The following is a 16299-nucleotide window of genomic DNA, read 5'->3' as shown; positions in this document are numbered from 1 at the left end:
TCCTATATTTTGAAAGCGATTGCTAATTGAATACGCAAATTGGACCGATATGATGAGTACAGACAACCCCGGGTTGACAAAACACGTCCCGCTCCGTAACATCGGGACAACACGAAATCAATGGATATAAAGGCGGTGGGAACGATGCCGGAATGGACTTCTTTTCGTTACGAAGGCAACGATCTTGGCTTAACATATACTCGTGCAGCAAGTACTTTTAAATTGTGGGCACCTACGGCACAACGGGTTTATATATTGGTTTTTGACGATGAAGGGCACTACAACGAGGATGGTAAAGTACAAGATCATGAAAATGGGCAGGAACATACTCTGACGCGCGATGCGGACGGAATATGGAGTCTGAAGCTCAGCGGCGATTGGGCAGGACATTATTATATGTACCGAATTATCCATGATAATCAGCGGATTGAAGTGGTTGTTGATCCTTATGCCAGAGCGGTAACGGCTAATGGGCAACGAACGGCTATTATAGATCCTGAGACCACCAATCCGGTTGATTGGGACCTGGATGTCAAACCTGCTTTTCTGCGTCCTGTCGATGCCGTGTTATATGAGTTGCATGTTCGTGATTTCTCCTCGGATCCACATGCAGACATTCCGTATAAGGGAAAATATCTGGCATTCACGGCATCCGGTCTGACGGATAGAGCAGGCAATAGTATTGGCGTAGACCATCTTGCCGAACTGGGAGTCACTCATGTACATCTTCTGCCTGTGGCGGATTATCAGACGGTGAATGAACTCGCTACAGCAGATGTGGGTTCAAATGTCAGAGCACCATACAACTGGGGGTATGATCCCCAGCATTATAACGTTCCCGAAGGTTCGTATGCGACAGATCCTCGTGATCCTGCAGTTCGAATTCGGGAGCTCAAATCACTCGTTCAATCGCTGCATAGACAAGGCATTCGCGTTGTACTCGATGTTGTCTATAATCACACGTATAGCGTGGAAGAGGGGCCTTTTGAACGAGTTGTACCAGGCTATTATTACCGTTATCGGGAGGATGGCACCCTCAGTAATGGTTCTGGTGTAGGCAATGAATTGGCAACCGAACGTCCAATGGTGCGAAAATATATTCTGGATTCTCTCCGATATTGGGCAGAAGAATATCATGTGGACGGATTTCGATTTGACCTTATGGCCCTGATTGATACGGAAACGATGAATGAATTGACACGTGAATTGCGGGAGCAGATCGATCCGGCGTTTCTGATCTATGGAGAACCCTGGATGGGTGGAGACTCACCTTTGGAACGCAAAACATTAAAAGGAACCCAGCGTGGTCAGGGATTTGCTGTATTTAATGATCATTTTCGCAGTGCAATCAAGGGCGATAGTGATGGCAGTGGCAGAGGGTTTGTCACGGGTGCCGGAGGGCAGGAATACGAGCTTATTAGGGGATTAGCAGGAGCATTGGATGATTTCACATCTTCACCTGTGGAAGTTGTCAATTATGTAACTGCCCATGACAATCTCAATCTGTGGGATAAAATTGCGACAACAATGAACCTTAGACATGAATTAGGATTTCCCGTATGGAAGGACGGACAGCCGGTGGGAGGCGGAAGTGCTGAGTCGGCGGTAAAAGCAGCAGATCCATATCGGTATGTGGATGCAGATGATGTTTTGAATCATGAGATGGTTCGTCGCTCTTTACTGTCTTCCGGCATTCTGCTTACTTCTCAGGGAATTCCGTTTCTGCATTCAGGGGATGAGATGCTCAGATCCAAAGCCGGTGATCATAACAGTTATCGGAGCGGGGATGCGGTGAACGCCATCACATGGGCCAACAAATCACGCTTTAGACCGGTGTTCGACTACTATCGTGGTCTTATTCATTTGCGGCGAACACATCCCGCTTTTCGTATGATTGATGCTGAACAGGTACGAAATCACCTTCGTGTTATTCGTGCGGATGGCAATGTAGTTGCCTTTATACTTCAGGATGGTGCGAATCAGGACACCTGGAATCAGATTATGGTCATCTATAACGGAACGGAACATGAGCAGCATGTCGACCTGAGGGAAGGGGACTGGCATGTTGTAGTTAATGATCATCAGGCAGGCACAGACGTGATCGAGACTGTTCGTGGTACTGTTCAGGTAGAACGATGGTCTTTAATGGTACTGTATGACACAGAGCATGCTGGAGGCGCTGAACCATCAACAGTGGAGATTAGTTTTCCTCGTCAGGTATATAGTCCGAAGGAGACCACTCAACTGCGAGCGATCGTACGGGACAGCATTGGCAATGTGGTAGAAAAAGCTCCAGTTACCTGGACTTCTTCTGATCCGGATATTATTCAGATCCAGCCTGATGGTACAATCCATGCACTGGAACGAGGGGAAGCTTCGATCACAGTCCACTGTGGGGACATAACGGCAAGCTGTATGTTACAAGTGGACTATCGTCATGCTGAACGAATCGAAATTGTGGGCGAACCTGTCATGTACATGACTCGAATCAGTCGCTTCCGTGCTTTGGTTTTGGATCAATTTGGTCAGCCGCTTCAGGATTCAAATATACGCTGGAGCTCTTCTCATCCAGAAATTGCAGCGGTGAGTGCAGCAGGGATCGTACGTGCGATGACACCTGGAGTAACCCGGATTATTGCTGAAGCTGGAGGAATCCGGGCAACGCTTGGCGTAACGATTCATAAACAGGTTTCGCGAACTGTCACGCTTCGTTACGAACGGGAAGACCAGCATTATGAAGGTTGGGATGTCTGGGTATGGGGCACAGGTATGGAGGACGGAGCAGTACGGCTGGAACAAGTCGGAAATGCCGCCGAAGCCCGCTTCCGCGTTGCTCCGGGTCTGCATCACCTGGGATTGATCATTCGATTGAACGAATGGGAAGCTAAAGATACGTGCGGAGACCGTTACGTGGACATTGTACCTGAAGATGGGGATGTACACATTATTGTCCGTAGCGGATCAGACGAGATGCAGATCATTCGTGAAAGTGAAAAAACAGAGGATCGTAATAGCGCATAGTTTCTTTATTTATAACGTCGAATGTAGTTCGTCAAAACCTTGTTAAACCAGCAGTTGGAAGAGATTCCGACTGCTTTTTTGGTCTGATTATAAGCTGCATAACTTGCCAAAAAATAATTAATTGTCCTGTTTCGTGTTTGAGATCCTCTATCATTGGGGTAAATATAGATATGGCCCACGATTCGGCCAAAGGAAAAAAGACCATCATGGTCTATGAGATAAGCCTCAGCGCTTTCCAACAAATATAATGTAGTGATCCCTTGAAGGAGGATGTTCAATCATGAAATCCAACGGAAAAATGGCTCAACTTACAGCAACGCCAAGAACGGAAAAGAAAGGTGCAGCACTGCGCCTGTTAAGACAAGGCGGACGAGTTCCCGCAGTTGTTTACGGCCCGGGACTTGAAGGTGCTTCAATACATGTAGATGAAAAAGAAATGCTGAAAGTGGCACGCACAGGCCGCTCCGAAATGTTCAACCTGAATGTGGAGGGCGGTAAAACGGTTCCGGTGCTGATCAAGGATCAGCAAGAGCGTAACGGACGTTTGCTGCATGTGGACTTCCTGCAAATTTCCAAGAACAAGCCGATCAGCGTAAGTGTATCGATCGACTTCCAGGGAACAGCGGCCGGCTCGAAAGCTGGCGGTGTATTCCAGACACAGGAGACACAGCTGGAAGTAGAAGGATTGCCTGCGGATCTGCCAACGTCCATTGAGGTGGATGTCAGCGGGTTGGACATTGGCGATCGCTTGACTGCTGCGGATATCAAACTGGATAAAGGTTTGACGCTCGTAACATCACCTGAGTCCATCATCGCGTCCGTCATGCCGCCACAAGCGGCTGAGGAAGAACCAACAGCTTCTGCTGAGGAAGCTGAACCGGCAGCTGAAGAAAAAGCTTCAGAAGAATAAGCGAAGCTCAGGGATCTTGCCAGATCTCATGCTTAACCAAAGCCCAGTCCTCGTGACTGGGCTTTTTTTATTTTCCGAGCAAGAGAGTTCAATAGGCACATCGTTCGCATGAAAAATGAGAATGTACTACAATACATGTTAAAGGGTAAGAAAGTGGGTTTAATTCAATGTTTGATCCAACGGTGTATGACAATCTGAAAGTCGGGTTTGAGAATTATCTTTATGATATGGATAACCTTGACGAACGTATTCAGATTACGGGACGTAAAGATCGGCTGGAGATGGCGGTGATGTCCAGAGAGTTCACATTACAATTCTGTCTCAGGGATCGCCCGGAAGTAACAGGGGAAGTTGTATTAAGCAGTTCCCTTGAGGAGCTTGCAGCGGAGATCCTGGAGACGCCTGGTGCGAATCCAGGTTGCCGCTTGGAACTACGGTTTAGTATGGTTGTGAAGGAACCTGAGAAGCAGTGCTCGGTTATTCGTCCGATATTACAGAAGAGCTGGCCTGAGCAGAGGATGTGCCAGAACATCCGATATATCTTTGATGAACAGCCAATCATGTATAACGTCACGGCTCACGTTTATTTTGACCGCAGTGTGAATGAAGACCAGATGGGGGACATTGCTGAACTCTGTGAGCATATGGCAAATGTGATGAATCAATTATTACAGTTGCATAACCAGTAATTCCGAGAAAAGCCTTGTCTCTTTGTAGAGATCAGGGCTTTTTTGTATTATTTTTAGAAAATTGTATAGGCTTTCAGGCTTAGGTTTAAGGTCTTTTGGGTTAATGTTTTACGCAAGCAAGTAAGAGAATGTATATTAAAAGGGGGTAAGAGTGCAATTGGACTATACAAAAATGGTGAAATTGCGAAAAATAATATTGGGACTAAAGATTTAGTTCTGTACTAAAGGAACTAGTTTTCCTTGCCGATAAAATATCGAAGGGGAGAAACTACATGACAGAGAAATTAATTCGTCTGCTGCGTATACTTCAGGCTATACAAGCAAATCCTGGAATTTCGGCCAAGGAGTTGGCGCTGAAATGCGGTACGACTGTACGCACGATTTATCGTGATCTCCGGATTTTGGATAGGGTCGCCCCGATTATGAATGAAGGATACGGCAAGGGTTACCGATTTATTGGTGAGTTTGCGATGTATCCATTAGATTTTACTGAACAGGAAGCAATGGTCTTCTCCATGCTTCCGTCCGTAGTTGATACCTCCAAGTTACCTGCTGAGTTCGATTCAGCGTTTGACAAGGTTATGTCGGCTCATACCAAATTAAAATCAAGAAACAGTGACATTGTAGAGAATATTGCAGGAATTATTCGGATGGGCACGCCAGCTTATCGTGAGGAAGGAAAAGACCCGAATCTGCTGATTCCCATCATCGAGGCTATTCTAAGCCAGCAAACCATTCGTACTCAATATCATACGCTGACAAGAAATGAGATCACAGTCCGGGATATCGATCCCTATTATCTCATTCCACGTGACCAACGTTTTTATTTGATCGGATACTGCCATTTGCTGCAAAAAGTTCGATTGTTTCGGATCAGCCGTTTTTTGGATGTGACACGAACAAATGCCGGTTTTGACAAGGGTGATTTCAACATAACGCAGTACATGAAGAACACATGGTCTATTGACCGTGGTGACGAAAATATCCATTTCAAGGTAAGATTCTCTGAGAAAGTGGCCCCCTACATAAAAGAAGAAGAAATGTTTGTTCGCCCGCGAATGACAAATATGTCGGATGGGGGATTGTTATTTGAAGTGACACTGAACAGCAGCAGAGAATTTTTGAAATGGTTGTATCAATTTGGGCCCGAGGCAGAAGTACTTGAACCTCGTGAGTTTCGTAGAGAGATACGCAGGCAACTTGTCGAGTGGTTGGAACATTATGAAACGGATGTATCATTGTAAAAAATTTAATCATGGAGAAATACAGGAAAAGGAGCAGGTAATATGAGCACCAAATTATTCGCAGCTATGTATGGGATGGACCACTACCATGGAGTACAGGTTTTACAAGTGGGGGATACCGTGTATCTCGTCAAAGATCCAGATAATCGGTTGGACCATCAAGCGATTAAGGTTGTTATTCCCCCGATTGGAGCCGTAGGTTATATCGTTAATGATCCACTTGTCGTACCTCATGGATGTTGGACCGGGAAAGCATTCTACGATGTATTTCATCAACTCACGTGTGCCAAAGTACGATTCATGATGAGAGATATGGTTATTATGGAGTTAATTGAGATGAGTCACATTCCTGTTCCGCAGATGGATTCTTTGATTAAGGGATGGCAATTTCGTGAAAAAGCTTGATCATCGTAACAGAAGAAAGGCTCATTTACGGATGAGCCTGGTATAAGTGGCTTCCAGATGCATGGCTGTTCTTGCCCAACTGAAATGTGCCCTTGCGCTGTCTCGGCCAGCCTTCCCTAACATCTCGGCAAAAGTGGGATTGCTTGCAAGTTTGTACAGGTAAGAGGTGAAACGTTGGGGACGCTTATAAGCAGTGACAAGGTATCCATTGATACCTGATTCAATAATCTCACGAATACCTCCGTTATCCGATGCAATGACGGGTAATCCTGAAGCCATCGCCTCAACATTAACCAGGCCAAAAGCTTCATGTTCTTGAGACGGACAGACCAGACAATCGACTGCCCGATACAACTGATCGATATGCTCATGGTTTATCTGACCACGGAAGGAAACATGGACTTTTTGTTTTTGGGCAAGTTCGCGAAGTTTACGCATGTAATACGGAGGTCCTTTGCCTGCAACAACCAGTTGAACAGGCATCTGTTGCTGCAGGAGGGCAGTAGCACGAATTAATACGTCTACACCTTTTCCAGGGATCAGCCTGCCGACATACAGAATAGAGAATGGTTTAGTTACTCCAAATTGTGTACGCAGATGAATCTGTTCTTCGCTGGATTCAACAGGTCTGAATCGGCTTAGATCTGCACCCAATGGAATAACACTCATCCGGTGTTTTACCAACTGAAATCTGCGGCCTAACCTTTGTCTGAGGGATTTGCTATTGACGGCAATCCAATCAGCTTTTTTCATTAATGTGAGTTTGGAAGGTCCGGGCTGAGCAAATGTTAACGAGTGAAGATAGAGTACAACGGGAGTGTGTGGAAAAGCTCGTTTGATGGTAGCCATACTTCGTGGCCTGTTATCCACTTGAATTACATCGTAGGGTTGTTTGGATAACAAACGTATGACTGCTTTGGTGTACATGACAGGACTCGACGCAGGGACACGTTGAATGGTGATCCCGTCGATCTGTTCTGTGGCGGCGAGACCTTGCATTTGACGACTTATAATGGTCACCTGATGGCGATGGGCTAGTTCACGAGCGATGCCCAGGATACAGATTTCCACGGAACCATTACCGGGCAAAGGCAATTTCTCGGGTGCAACCATAGCTATTTTCATGATCAGGCTCCTCCTTGTCCGACATCTGTAACAATCTTCGTCATATATCTTATGAGAAGTTAATGCATTTGGCTCCTGCGAAATGGTAGATGAACCACCCATTAAGTATGCAGGAAAAAATCTGCTGCATGGCATTAAGCGAGATATTCAGCTTTTGTGATATACTGTACGGGAACAATTGAATTCGTTACATGTATAAAAGCAGGAGGAAAATAATGTTACATTCTACGCTGGGGCGCTTCCGGCTGATGTTGTGGTTGCAGGGCATTTCGTACGTGTTGCTACTGTTTGTTGCTTTTCCGTTGAGAGATGCCGGGGTTATGCCACAGGCTGTCACATGGTTTGGGAATCTGTACGGTTTTTTGTTTTTAATGTATTTGTTATTTATGGTGACTATGTACACCTCACAGAAATGGCGTCTGCGCCGTCCAATTGCTCTGTTCTTTGTTTCTTTCATTCCACTGGGGAATATGATCTACGATGTTGTCGTATTCCGTAAGCTGTATCGTCAACTAAATAAAGCTTGACTTTATTTAACGTTATGAAATATGATGAGTACAGGTTAAACAACCCGTTCCAACTAAAACTACATATTCCTGTTAAAGGGGAGTAGCTTTTACAGTAAAGTCGTCAATTCGGGATCATATCCCCGGCTTTATTGGCAGCAATTTTGTTGTTAGCGAGACCTTTACCAAGTTTTCATGCTCGGTAAAGGTCTCTTTTTGTGGATATAAAAGGACCTTACCAGTGATGGTAAAGGTCCTTTTTTTTGTACATCATAAGAATATTAAGGAGGAGTCAATGTTGGATGTTTCATTATTATTAGAATATGGGTGGGTGCTTGCTGTCTTAGTGGTCCTTGAAGGATTACTCGCAGCAGATAATGCATTGGTACTCGCAATCATGGTTAAACACTTGCCTGAAGATAAGCGCAAAAAAGCGTTGTTCTATGGTTTGATGGGTGCATTTGTTTTCCGTTTAGGTTCGTTGTTCCTGATCTCTTTCCTCGTCGATGTATGGCAGGTGCAAGCGATCGGTGCCTTGTATCTCCTGTACATTTCGATTAACCACATCGTTAAAAAGATACTGGGTAGTCGCAATAAGACAGATGAAGCAGCTGATTCAACGCCTAAGAAACCGAAAAAACAATCCGGTTTCTGGATGACCGTTTTCAAGGTCGAAGTAGCGGATATCGCATTTGCAGTTGATTCCATTCTGGCTGCTGTTGCTTTGGCCGTGGCGTTGCCACCAAGTGGATTGCCTGCAATCGGCGGACTCGACGGTGGACAGTTTATCGTTATCTTCCTCGGTGGATTCATCGGGCTTGTGATCATGCGTTTTGCAGCCTCATACTTTGTGAAATTGCTTCATTCCCGTCCAGGACTTGAAGTTGCGGCCTTTGTCATCGTAGGTTGGGTAGGGGTTAAGCTAGCAGTTATTACACTCGCGCACCCTTCATTGGGTGTTCTGGATGAGCATTTCCCCGAAAATAAAATTTGGAAATTCGGATTCTATATTGTACTGATCACCATTGCGGTATGTGGTTGGTTCCTGTCTTCCAAAGTTCCTGAAAAAGAAGACGAAAATCCGGTTGAAGAGTTGGAAAAACAAGCAGGACTGTAATAATCATGTTACGCTAACAACATCATTATTATTTGGAAAACAGGAGATTGTCCTAGGACAATCTCCTGTTTTTGTTTACATATGCAATATGCAACAGGGTCCAATTTCCAAGAAAAGGGTTGACACATGAATTCTAGTCCCCTTAATATAAGACTAACATTAACGAAGGGAGGCCGAGAGACATGATGCTTGGTTATGATTTGATTCAAACAGGGCGCAACGTAGACACAATAGCATATCCGGCTCATCGTTTCATTGGCCTCATACGGTCGACATAGGGGATAGGCATATCGTTTAGCGGTTTTTATAATCGATATGCGTTCTTCGCTTATATTATAGCGATGGATGACAGACACACAGCATGTTTATGCTGCTCTGTTCTCCGTTATTGTCATTCAGTAGAAGTCATGGGCGATTAGCCTATGGCTTTTTTTATATTTATTTTACAGCTGAATCAGCAAACCGAATTTGCTGAACGTACAGGAAGGAATAATACACTTTTATGAATACAGAATTTAATTTATTTACTAATCCAAATGAAATCGCAGGTGGCTACCGGCATGAAGTAAAATTGCCTGCAGGCGACCTAACCGTATATGCGGCGCAACAGCTTTTCTCCTCGCTCGATTACAAGGTATTCGAGATGGCAAACAATAATCTGCAGATTCCGGGAATCTCTTATATGAGTTACACGCCAGACGTACACATCGGTGTAGGTACATGCATTGGAACAACTGCCGTGTGGGATGCGCAGAGCGGATACGTTTCTCCCTCCATCGTGGGCAGTGACATCGGCTGTGGCATGCGAGTGCATATGACAAACTTGCACAAGGACGAATTGAAAGACATCAAGCTTCGCCGCAAACTCGTCAAGGCCATTGAGAAAGTATTGCCGATGGAGGCGAACCAGCGAGGTCATTACTCGGATATAAGACTGGAGCATATTGTTCGTAAAGGACTGCATGGTTTACCCAAAAAGTATGTTCCGGACAGCTATACACCGAAAAAATCAACCGCGTTGACACATGTGGAAAGCAGTAAGTTCAGTTACGATGAGGACGTGTTAAACCACGTTCCTGATATGACATGGCATCGTTCGCATCGTCAGCTCGGGACACTGGGTGGGGGGAATCATTTTGCCGAGATCCAGGCGATTGAGATCGCTGAAGAGAATCGTGAAATCGCTGAAGCTTGGGGATTGTATGATGGACAGATCGTGGTCATGATTCATTCCGGCTCTCGTGCATGGGGTGGTTATGTAAGTCAGACGAGCTCGTCAGCGATTGCCAAAGTCATGCAGCGGCTTAACCTGGGTACATCCGATCCCAGACTGGTATTTGCTCCACTGGAGCATGCGGAAGGTCGTCATTATGTGAACATGATGTATTCTGCATTGAATTACGCTGTTGTCAATCGGCACCTGATTGCGTATGCTATTCGCGAAGCATTCCGGGATGTGTTTGGCTCCAAATGTGAATTCCGTACGTTATACGATCTGATGCACAACTATGCCTGGGAGGAATCCCATGCAGACCAAGGTTCCGTTTTTGTACATCGCAAAGGGGCGACACGTGCGTTGCCGACAGGTCACCCGGACAATCCAAAGCCTTATCTGACAACAGGGCATCCGGCGCTTATTCCCGGTTCCATGGGAACTGCTTCATATATCATGGTCGGTCAGCCGCAGGGTGCTGATAATTATTATTCAATATGTCACGGTGCGGGTCGCATCCGTTCACGGACGGCAACAAAACGATTGATTAGCGTGGAAGATTTTGCTACGGCACTGGGTGTGGGTACAGAAGATGAGATCGTGGTAAACCAACGCTCACTTGAATCCATTATTGATGAATCACCTCAGGCTTATAAAAATGTAGATGAAATTATAGACAGTGTTACCGGCGCAGGCCTGGCTCAAGTTGTAGCCAAATGCAAACCGCTTGTAGCGGTAAAGGGAGCGAAATAATGACAATAAACGAAAAACAAACAGATCCAACCCAGGCGATCTATACCTATGACGAACAACATGATACCCGAATTCGAGTGGAAGGGTACGCCATCTATTCAAGGCTGATTCGTGGAATCAGTGAGGCGCTCCATAAGCGCTATGGAGTTGAGTACAAGCTGTATGCCAGTTCTGACCCGAACAATGAATATTGGGAGTTACTCCGGGAAGACCTGCAAAATGGCAGTGACGAAGTGGAATTGGTAGCCCGTATATTCGAGGATTTGGAGCTTCAGACGTTGCACTACGACGATGATGGAGATATACCCACTTATGGTGTGCATTACTCCATTCGCAATAACGTATTTGCTTATCCGAAATGGGGCGTAGCACTTGTGCGGGTTCCGTTTTTCCGAGAGAACGGGATCTATAGCGAAGACTTTGTCTTTGCCGTCGGTGATGAGGAGATGAAGCAATTTCTGGGAAGTGTCCGGGAACGGGAACGTCAGCAAAATATGAAAAAAGTGACGGTCTACACCGATGCCCGGAATGGCAGCGATCGCCATGTGGAATCGATCACTCGCTCCGTGGGACGAGAGGATGTTGTTCTCTCGGCACAGATCAAGCAGGATATTTTCCGCTCACTGGATCAGTTTTTTGAAGCGGATCGTTCTTTTTACAGAGATTATGATATCCCGTACAAACGGGGCATTTTATTGTATGGGCATCCGGGGAATGGTAAGACCACGTTGGTAAAATCCATTGCGGGAAGTATTCCGGGACCGGCTGCGTATTGGCAGATTACGGAGTATACCAACAGTGAATCGGTGCGTGAAGTGTTCGAGGCTGCCAAGCGGTTGGCACCGATGGTACTGATCATTGAGGACATCGATTCGATGCCGGATGAAGTCCGTTCCTTTTTTCTGAATACACTGGATGGAGCTACGTCCAAAGAAGGCATTTTCCTGATTGGGACAACGAATTATCCTGAGAAAATAGACCCTGGCCTCATGAACCGTGCTGGACGGTTTGACCGGGCTTACGAAATTCCGTTGCCAGATGAAGCGCTCCGCTTGCAATACTTGCGCCAACGAGGCTTCACCGTATTCGCGGGTGAAGAAGGCACGATAGAAGCAGCTCGTTTGACCGACACGTTTTCTCTTGCACAGCTAGGTGAGTTGTATGTGAGCGCTGCGCTGGAATGGCATCAGAATGGACAGACAGACATTGTGAAAGTCATTCAGTCGATACGTGGCGAGCTGGATAAGAGCCACAAACATACTTGGCTGGCACAGCCAGGTAAGGGCCGTGCAGGCTTTTATTGATCAGATCTAACCCATCCATCCTATAATATGATGCAATTTTATAAATAATCCTACCTCAATTGGTGATACTAACCTTGTCTGCTCTAACATACAATGACTTTCGGGAGGTACATAACGCAGCCCTGAGCTGGTGAGATGCCGGAAAGTAACGCGATCTGTTTCATACCTGACTAAGGCTTGTTTTGCAGAGGAAGATGCATGGGACAAAAGGTAATATGCAAAAAAAATTTATGCCAATTGTTTAAATGCTTCTGTAGCGGTTAATAGTAGACAGACAACAACAAAAACTTTAATTAGAGGTGAATGATATGGGTTGGTTATGGTCATTAATTATCGGTGGTATCATTGGTTGGTTGGCAGGTTTGATCGTTGGTCGTGACATTCCAGGTGGTGTTATTGGTAACATCATTGCTGGTTTCATCGGTGGATGGTTAGGTGGAGTAATCTTGGGCGATATGGGTCCTGAGATGGGCGGATTCTACATTGTACCTGCATTGATTGGTGCGATCGTTCTTGTAGCCATCGTAAGCTTGATCTTCCGTTCGATGGGACGTAGTCGCGGGTAACTTAATCAAGATAATTTCTTGAATTAGTTGTCAGCTAAATGTATTACCAATGAAGAGGTTGATTGAGAGCCATAACCATGGCTTTCAATCAACCTCTTGTTGTTTTAAAATATATAAAGATATGCGTAATAGCTATCTATATAAATTGGACTAAACATTTACACGAGAACGTAGAGGACAGAAATAACCTGAAGAAGCGGAGCTAAAAGCTTTCTGCAAGAAAGCTGCTTCGAAAGCATACACTCGCCTTTATCACCAGATTTTCTCCTTGTAAAGCCAAATATAAAAAATCTGGGGATAACAGCGATCAGAAGGTTGTTCTGTCATCGGAGTGGTAAGTGTAGAAGGTAGTTTAGATAAGAGGGGATGAACGGAATGGAAAAAGCTACATTCGCCGGCGGATGTTTCTGGTGTATGGTTACACCGTTTGAAGAACAACCGGGCATTCATGGCATTATATCGGGTTATGCCGGCGGTCACGTCGAGAATCCAACATATGAGCAGGTCAAAACCGGGGAGACCGGTCATGTCGAAGTGGTTGAGATTACATTTGATCCAGATGTATTCCCTTATGAACGACTGCTGGAGCTATACTGGCCGCAGATTGATCCCACGGATGACGGAGGTCAGTTCCAGGATCGGGGGACACAGTACCGTACGGCAATCTTTGTGCATAATGAACGTCAACGTGAGCTTGCTGAACAGTCCAAACAGGAACTGGCAGCCAGCGGACGATTCACTCAACCGATTGTTACGGAAATTCGGGATGCCGTCGTGTTCTATCCGGCTGAAGACTATCATCAGGATTACCACAAGAAAAACGAGAAACATTATAAGGAAGACCGTGCGTTATCCGGACGGGACGAATTTATAGACGAGAATTGGAAATAATGCATCAGATCACATGAAAAGCCGGGCGAGTTCCAGTTGGAACTCGCCCGGCTTTTTGGCTGTATGGAGGCTGAAATCAGCCATAACGGTTATCTGATTGTTCCCACCAATATTTCTACGTCAATGGTAATCTTCGACAAGGAAGTTTGAATGCTCACCAGGGATGATCCCGACCGATGCCAGGAAAGTGGTGTCATATGAACGAGTGAATCCAGCATGTTTGCGGTGACGGGGAGCGTGTAGGTCAGCGGAATGCTGGCGATGAGATGATGATGTTTGCGGAATCGGTCCAGCGTAAGTTCCCGGGCGTCTGCTCGATCAGGTCGATTCAGGAACAGCATTTCTCTTAGTTCAATTAAATATCGTTCACGGGGGATGACTTTGATGATCCATCCCCCATCCTTCAGAATTCGTCCAAACTCTTCATAGTTGGAAGGAGAAAATATATTCAGGATGATGTCCAGCTGACCTTCTGCAAACGGACTGCATGCCAGATCGCCGACAAACCAAATTTGCTGGTTGTAGGCAGAGGAAGCCATGGCAATGCCTTCTTTGGCAATGTCGATGCCCCAGCCAACGGCTGGAGTATTCTGCGTAATCTGCTGCAGAAATGTTCCCTCTCCTGTGCCTGCATCCAGAATATGCACGGGATAGCTGATGTCAACCGAATAACGTGAGATCCACCTGCGTAGTACTTCGGTCAAAGGAGCATAAATACCGGTTTCCGATAAGATATTCCTTTTGGCAGTAAATAAACGTTTGTCATAGTTGCCCTTGAAAAAACGTGTCATGAAATTGATATAGCCTTGTCTTGCAAAATCAAAGCTATGCCTGGACACACATTGAATGCTCCCTGAGTTAATGGTTGCCATAGGGCTATGACAGATGGGACAGTTCAACATATGGATGTATGGATTAATAAGCGCAGCGCTACGTTCTCTGCGATGGACTGACATGGAATAACACCCCATTCATTCAGATTTGGATAACTGAAGAAAAGGGCATAACAAATAAACCTCTGCACGAAATTCAAAAAAAGAGGTTTATGGCTATGCCCCAAGTTATCTATATCGAATGAACTGAATAATCATAGGAAGGTTAAGCTCCTTTTGCCTATCAAGATTAGGGTGAAGCAAGAGAACGTTACTAGTATAACAGGATGAGAAGAAATGACAAGTAAGGGGAGCCAGGCGAATTTGAAATAAAAGAGCGCCCTGTCAACCGTTTAGACGGTCATACAGAAGCGCTCTGTTCATTATTTTGCAGCAGCCTTTAATACATACTTGGACAATGTCTCATCGTTCATGGAATAGATGACATCATCCACATAGGTTGAAACACCTTCTAATGAAGGAACCGAGGCACTGGTAGTGTAGATATGCACGTCTTCCAGCGTCAGTGGATCAAGAATGTATCCTGTTTTGGCAAAATCAAGCTGATACTGACCATCCTGTGTCTGGTCGACATGCATCAATGCAGGCTGTGCGTCCTTGAACGTACGCTCAGTCACTTTGCCTTTCATCGTGTACAGTTCCAGCTTCTGCCCTGTAAAGACTGTATAACCGTTGCCAGCTGTCTGAATGTAGGCATCACCAGCAATGGCACGTCCCCAAGCAAGCTTGCCATCGATGCCAAAGCCCATCAGTCTGTTACCGGTTTTCTCAAAATTGGCACGCATAATGATGGATCCATCGTCGAGAATGGCCAGTGATTCACCGCCTCCATCCCCTAATGTATTCGCATTGGCTGGGAATTGGTAAAAGGACAGACGATTCAACGTACGATCATAGATCTCCACTTTGGGATTCGCAGCTTGCTGCCAGAAGTTGCCTACCTTGGTTTGTTTACTGGCATCCACTACAATTCGACCATGATCAGCCTTAAGCACGTTGCCGTTGATGGTCTTTTCGGTAATCAGCGTGCCCTTTTTGTCATATAACGAGATGGCGGAGCGAACCGAACCATTCGATTGTACGCCCTGACTTGAAGCAACCATCAGCGTATCGTTATCCAATAGGGATATGCTTGCAGGTGAATTCACCGTTTTGATCCAGTTGGTTTTACCGGATGTATTGAATGAGTACAATTTTTTGGTTTTGTCCGAATATTCCATATACACATAAGCTGTACCGTTGCTGGCATATACCGAATCGGAGTAAGTGGTATAAGGACCACTTTTCTCATGGAATATCGTATTCCACTTCAATTGTCCAGTTGTAACATCGAATGCTTGGAGAGAGTCCAGTTGCCAGTCGAGTGTTGTTTTGCTGCTTGTTTTGGTCACGGGCTGGGAGGCATGTACATATACAAGATTTTTGGATGGCACGGCATGGATTCCCTTGATCAGGACATCTTTCTCTGTATTAGCCTCAGATAACATCAGGGAAGATGACGTCCACGCCGGTTTGGGCATGGATTCGGTTGAAGCAGCGGCGTAACCTGTTGTATTCATGGTGAAGAGGAGCATGCCGCTGAGAATGAGGGCAGCCCATGTTTTGGACTTGTGTTTGGTCAATGTATGCAAGTGATAAACCACCTTTCTTCTTCGGTTCAAA

Annotated in this window: 14 protein-coding genes; 11 read left to right on the top strand and 3 right to left on the bottom strand. The window is 45.6% G+C overall.

Translation table 11 applies throughout. The features are described from left to right. Nucleotides 1-144 precede the first annotated feature (144 nt). From pulA to J2X75_RS15025, 5 genes are all read left to right on the top strand, one after another. Nucleotides 145-3021: a type I pullulanase gene (gene pulA, locus J2X75_RS15045; RefSeq protein WP_310337531.1), complete on the top strand. Its 2877-nt coding sequence runs from the start codon at nt 145-147 to the stop codon at nt 3019-3021. A gap of 280 nt (nt 3022-3301) precedes the next feature. Next, entirely contained in the window at nt 3302-3931 is a 630-nt protein-coding gene (locus J2X75_RS15040; protein WP_310337529.1) for a 50S ribosomal protein L25, read from the top strand. 167 nt (nt 3932-4098) lie between these two features. Further along, a complete protein-coding gene (locus tag J2X75_RS15035; RefSeq protein ID WP_124115661.1) occupies nt 4099-4620 on the top strand; it encodes a hypothetical protein in 522 nt (173 codons plus the stop codon). A 272-nt stretch (nt 4621-4892) separates the two neighbouring features. After that, complete coding sequence (locus J2X75_RS15030) at nt 4893-5864, top strand: helix-turn-helix transcriptional regulator (RefSeq protein WP_310337527.1); 972 nt, start codon at nt 4893-4895, stop codon at nt 5862-5864. A gap of 42 nt (nt 5865-5906) precedes the next feature. Further along, entirely contained in the window at nt 5907-6269 is a 363-nt protein-coding gene (locus J2X75_RS15025) for an HIRAN domain-containing protein (RefSeq protein WP_310337526.1), read from the top strand. 21 nt (nt 6270-6290) lie between these two features. Here the strand turns inward: J2X75_RS15025 and J2X75_RS15020 are convergent, their stop codons facing one another. Further along, nucleotides 6291-7394: a glycosyltransferase family 4 protein gene (locus J2X75_RS15020; protein WP_310337523.1), complete on the bottom strand. Its 1104-nt coding sequence runs from the start codon at nt 7392-7394 to the stop codon at nt 6291-6293. 215 nt (nt 7395-7609) lie between these two features. Here J2X75_RS15020 and J2X75_RS15015 point away from each other — a divergent pair, with 215 nt between their 5' ends. From J2X75_RS15015 to msrA, 6 genes are all read left to right on the top strand, one after another. After that, nucleotides 7610-7921, top strand: coding sequence for a DUF3817 domain-containing protein (locus tag J2X75_RS15015; RefSeq protein WP_036617062.1), 312 nt, complete (start codon nt 7610-7612; stop codon nt 7919-7921). A 274-nt stretch (nt 7922-8195) separates the two neighbouring features. Continuing rightward, nucleotides 8196-9017 carry a TerC family protein gene (locus J2X75_RS15010; protein ID WP_083657153.1) on the top strand — a complete coding sequence of 274 codons (822 nt, stop codon included), beginning with the start codon at nt 8196-8198 and terminating at the stop codon, nt 9015-9017. Nucleotides 9018-9519: 502 nt separating this feature from the next. Continuing rightward, nucleotides 9520-10983 carry an RtcB family protein gene (locus J2X75_RS15005; protein WP_310337520.1) on the top strand — a complete coding sequence of 488 codons (1464 nt, stop codon included), beginning with the start codon at nt 9520-9522 and terminating at the stop codon, nt 10981-10983. Continuing rightward, nucleotides 10983-12287, top strand: coding sequence for an ATP-binding protein (locus J2X75_RS15000; RefSeq protein WP_310337518.1), 1305 nt, complete (start codon nt 10983-10985; stop codon nt 12285-12287). Before J2X75_RS15005 ends, J2X75_RS15000 begins: the two co-directional genes overlap by 1 nt. A 308-nt stretch (nt 12288-12595) precedes the next feature. Continuing rightward, nucleotides 12596-12853 carry a GlsB/YeaQ/YmgE family stress response membrane protein gene (locus tag J2X75_RS14995; protein WP_017686880.1) on the top strand — a complete coding sequence of 86 codons (258 nt, stop codon included), beginning with the start codon at nt 12596-12598 and terminating at the stop codon, nt 12851-12853. 375 nt (nt 12854-13228) lie between these two features. After that, a complete protein-coding gene (gene msrA / locus J2X75_RS14990; RefSeq protein WP_310337514.1) occupies nt 13229-13744 on the top strand; it encodes a peptide-methionine (S)-S-oxide reductase MsrA in 516 nt (171 codons plus the stop codon). A gap of 89 nt (nt 13745-13833) precedes the next feature. Here msrA and J2X75_RS14985 read toward each other — a convergent pair whose 3' ends face one another. After that, a complete protein-coding gene (locus J2X75_RS14985) occupies nt 13834-14646 on the bottom strand; it encodes a putative RNA methyltransferase (RefSeq protein WP_397383730.1) in 813 nt (270 codons plus the stop codon). Nucleotides 14647-14999: 353 nt separating this feature from the next. Next, nucleotides 15000-16268, bottom strand: coding sequence for a hypothetical protein (locus J2X75_RS14980; protein WP_310337511.1), 1269 nt, complete (start codon nt 16266-16268; stop codon nt 15000-15002). Nucleotides 16269-16299 lie beyond the last annotated feature (31 nt).

It is taken from the genome of Paenibacillus sp. 2003, assembly GCF_031455635.1.
Taxonomy (GTDB): domain Bacteria; phylum Bacillota; class Bacilli; order Paenibacillales; family Paenibacillaceae; genus Paenibacillus; species Paenibacillus amylolyticus_B.
Note: the sequence above shows the minus strand (reverse complement) of the source record. Positions and strands in the feature narration are given on the sequence as shown.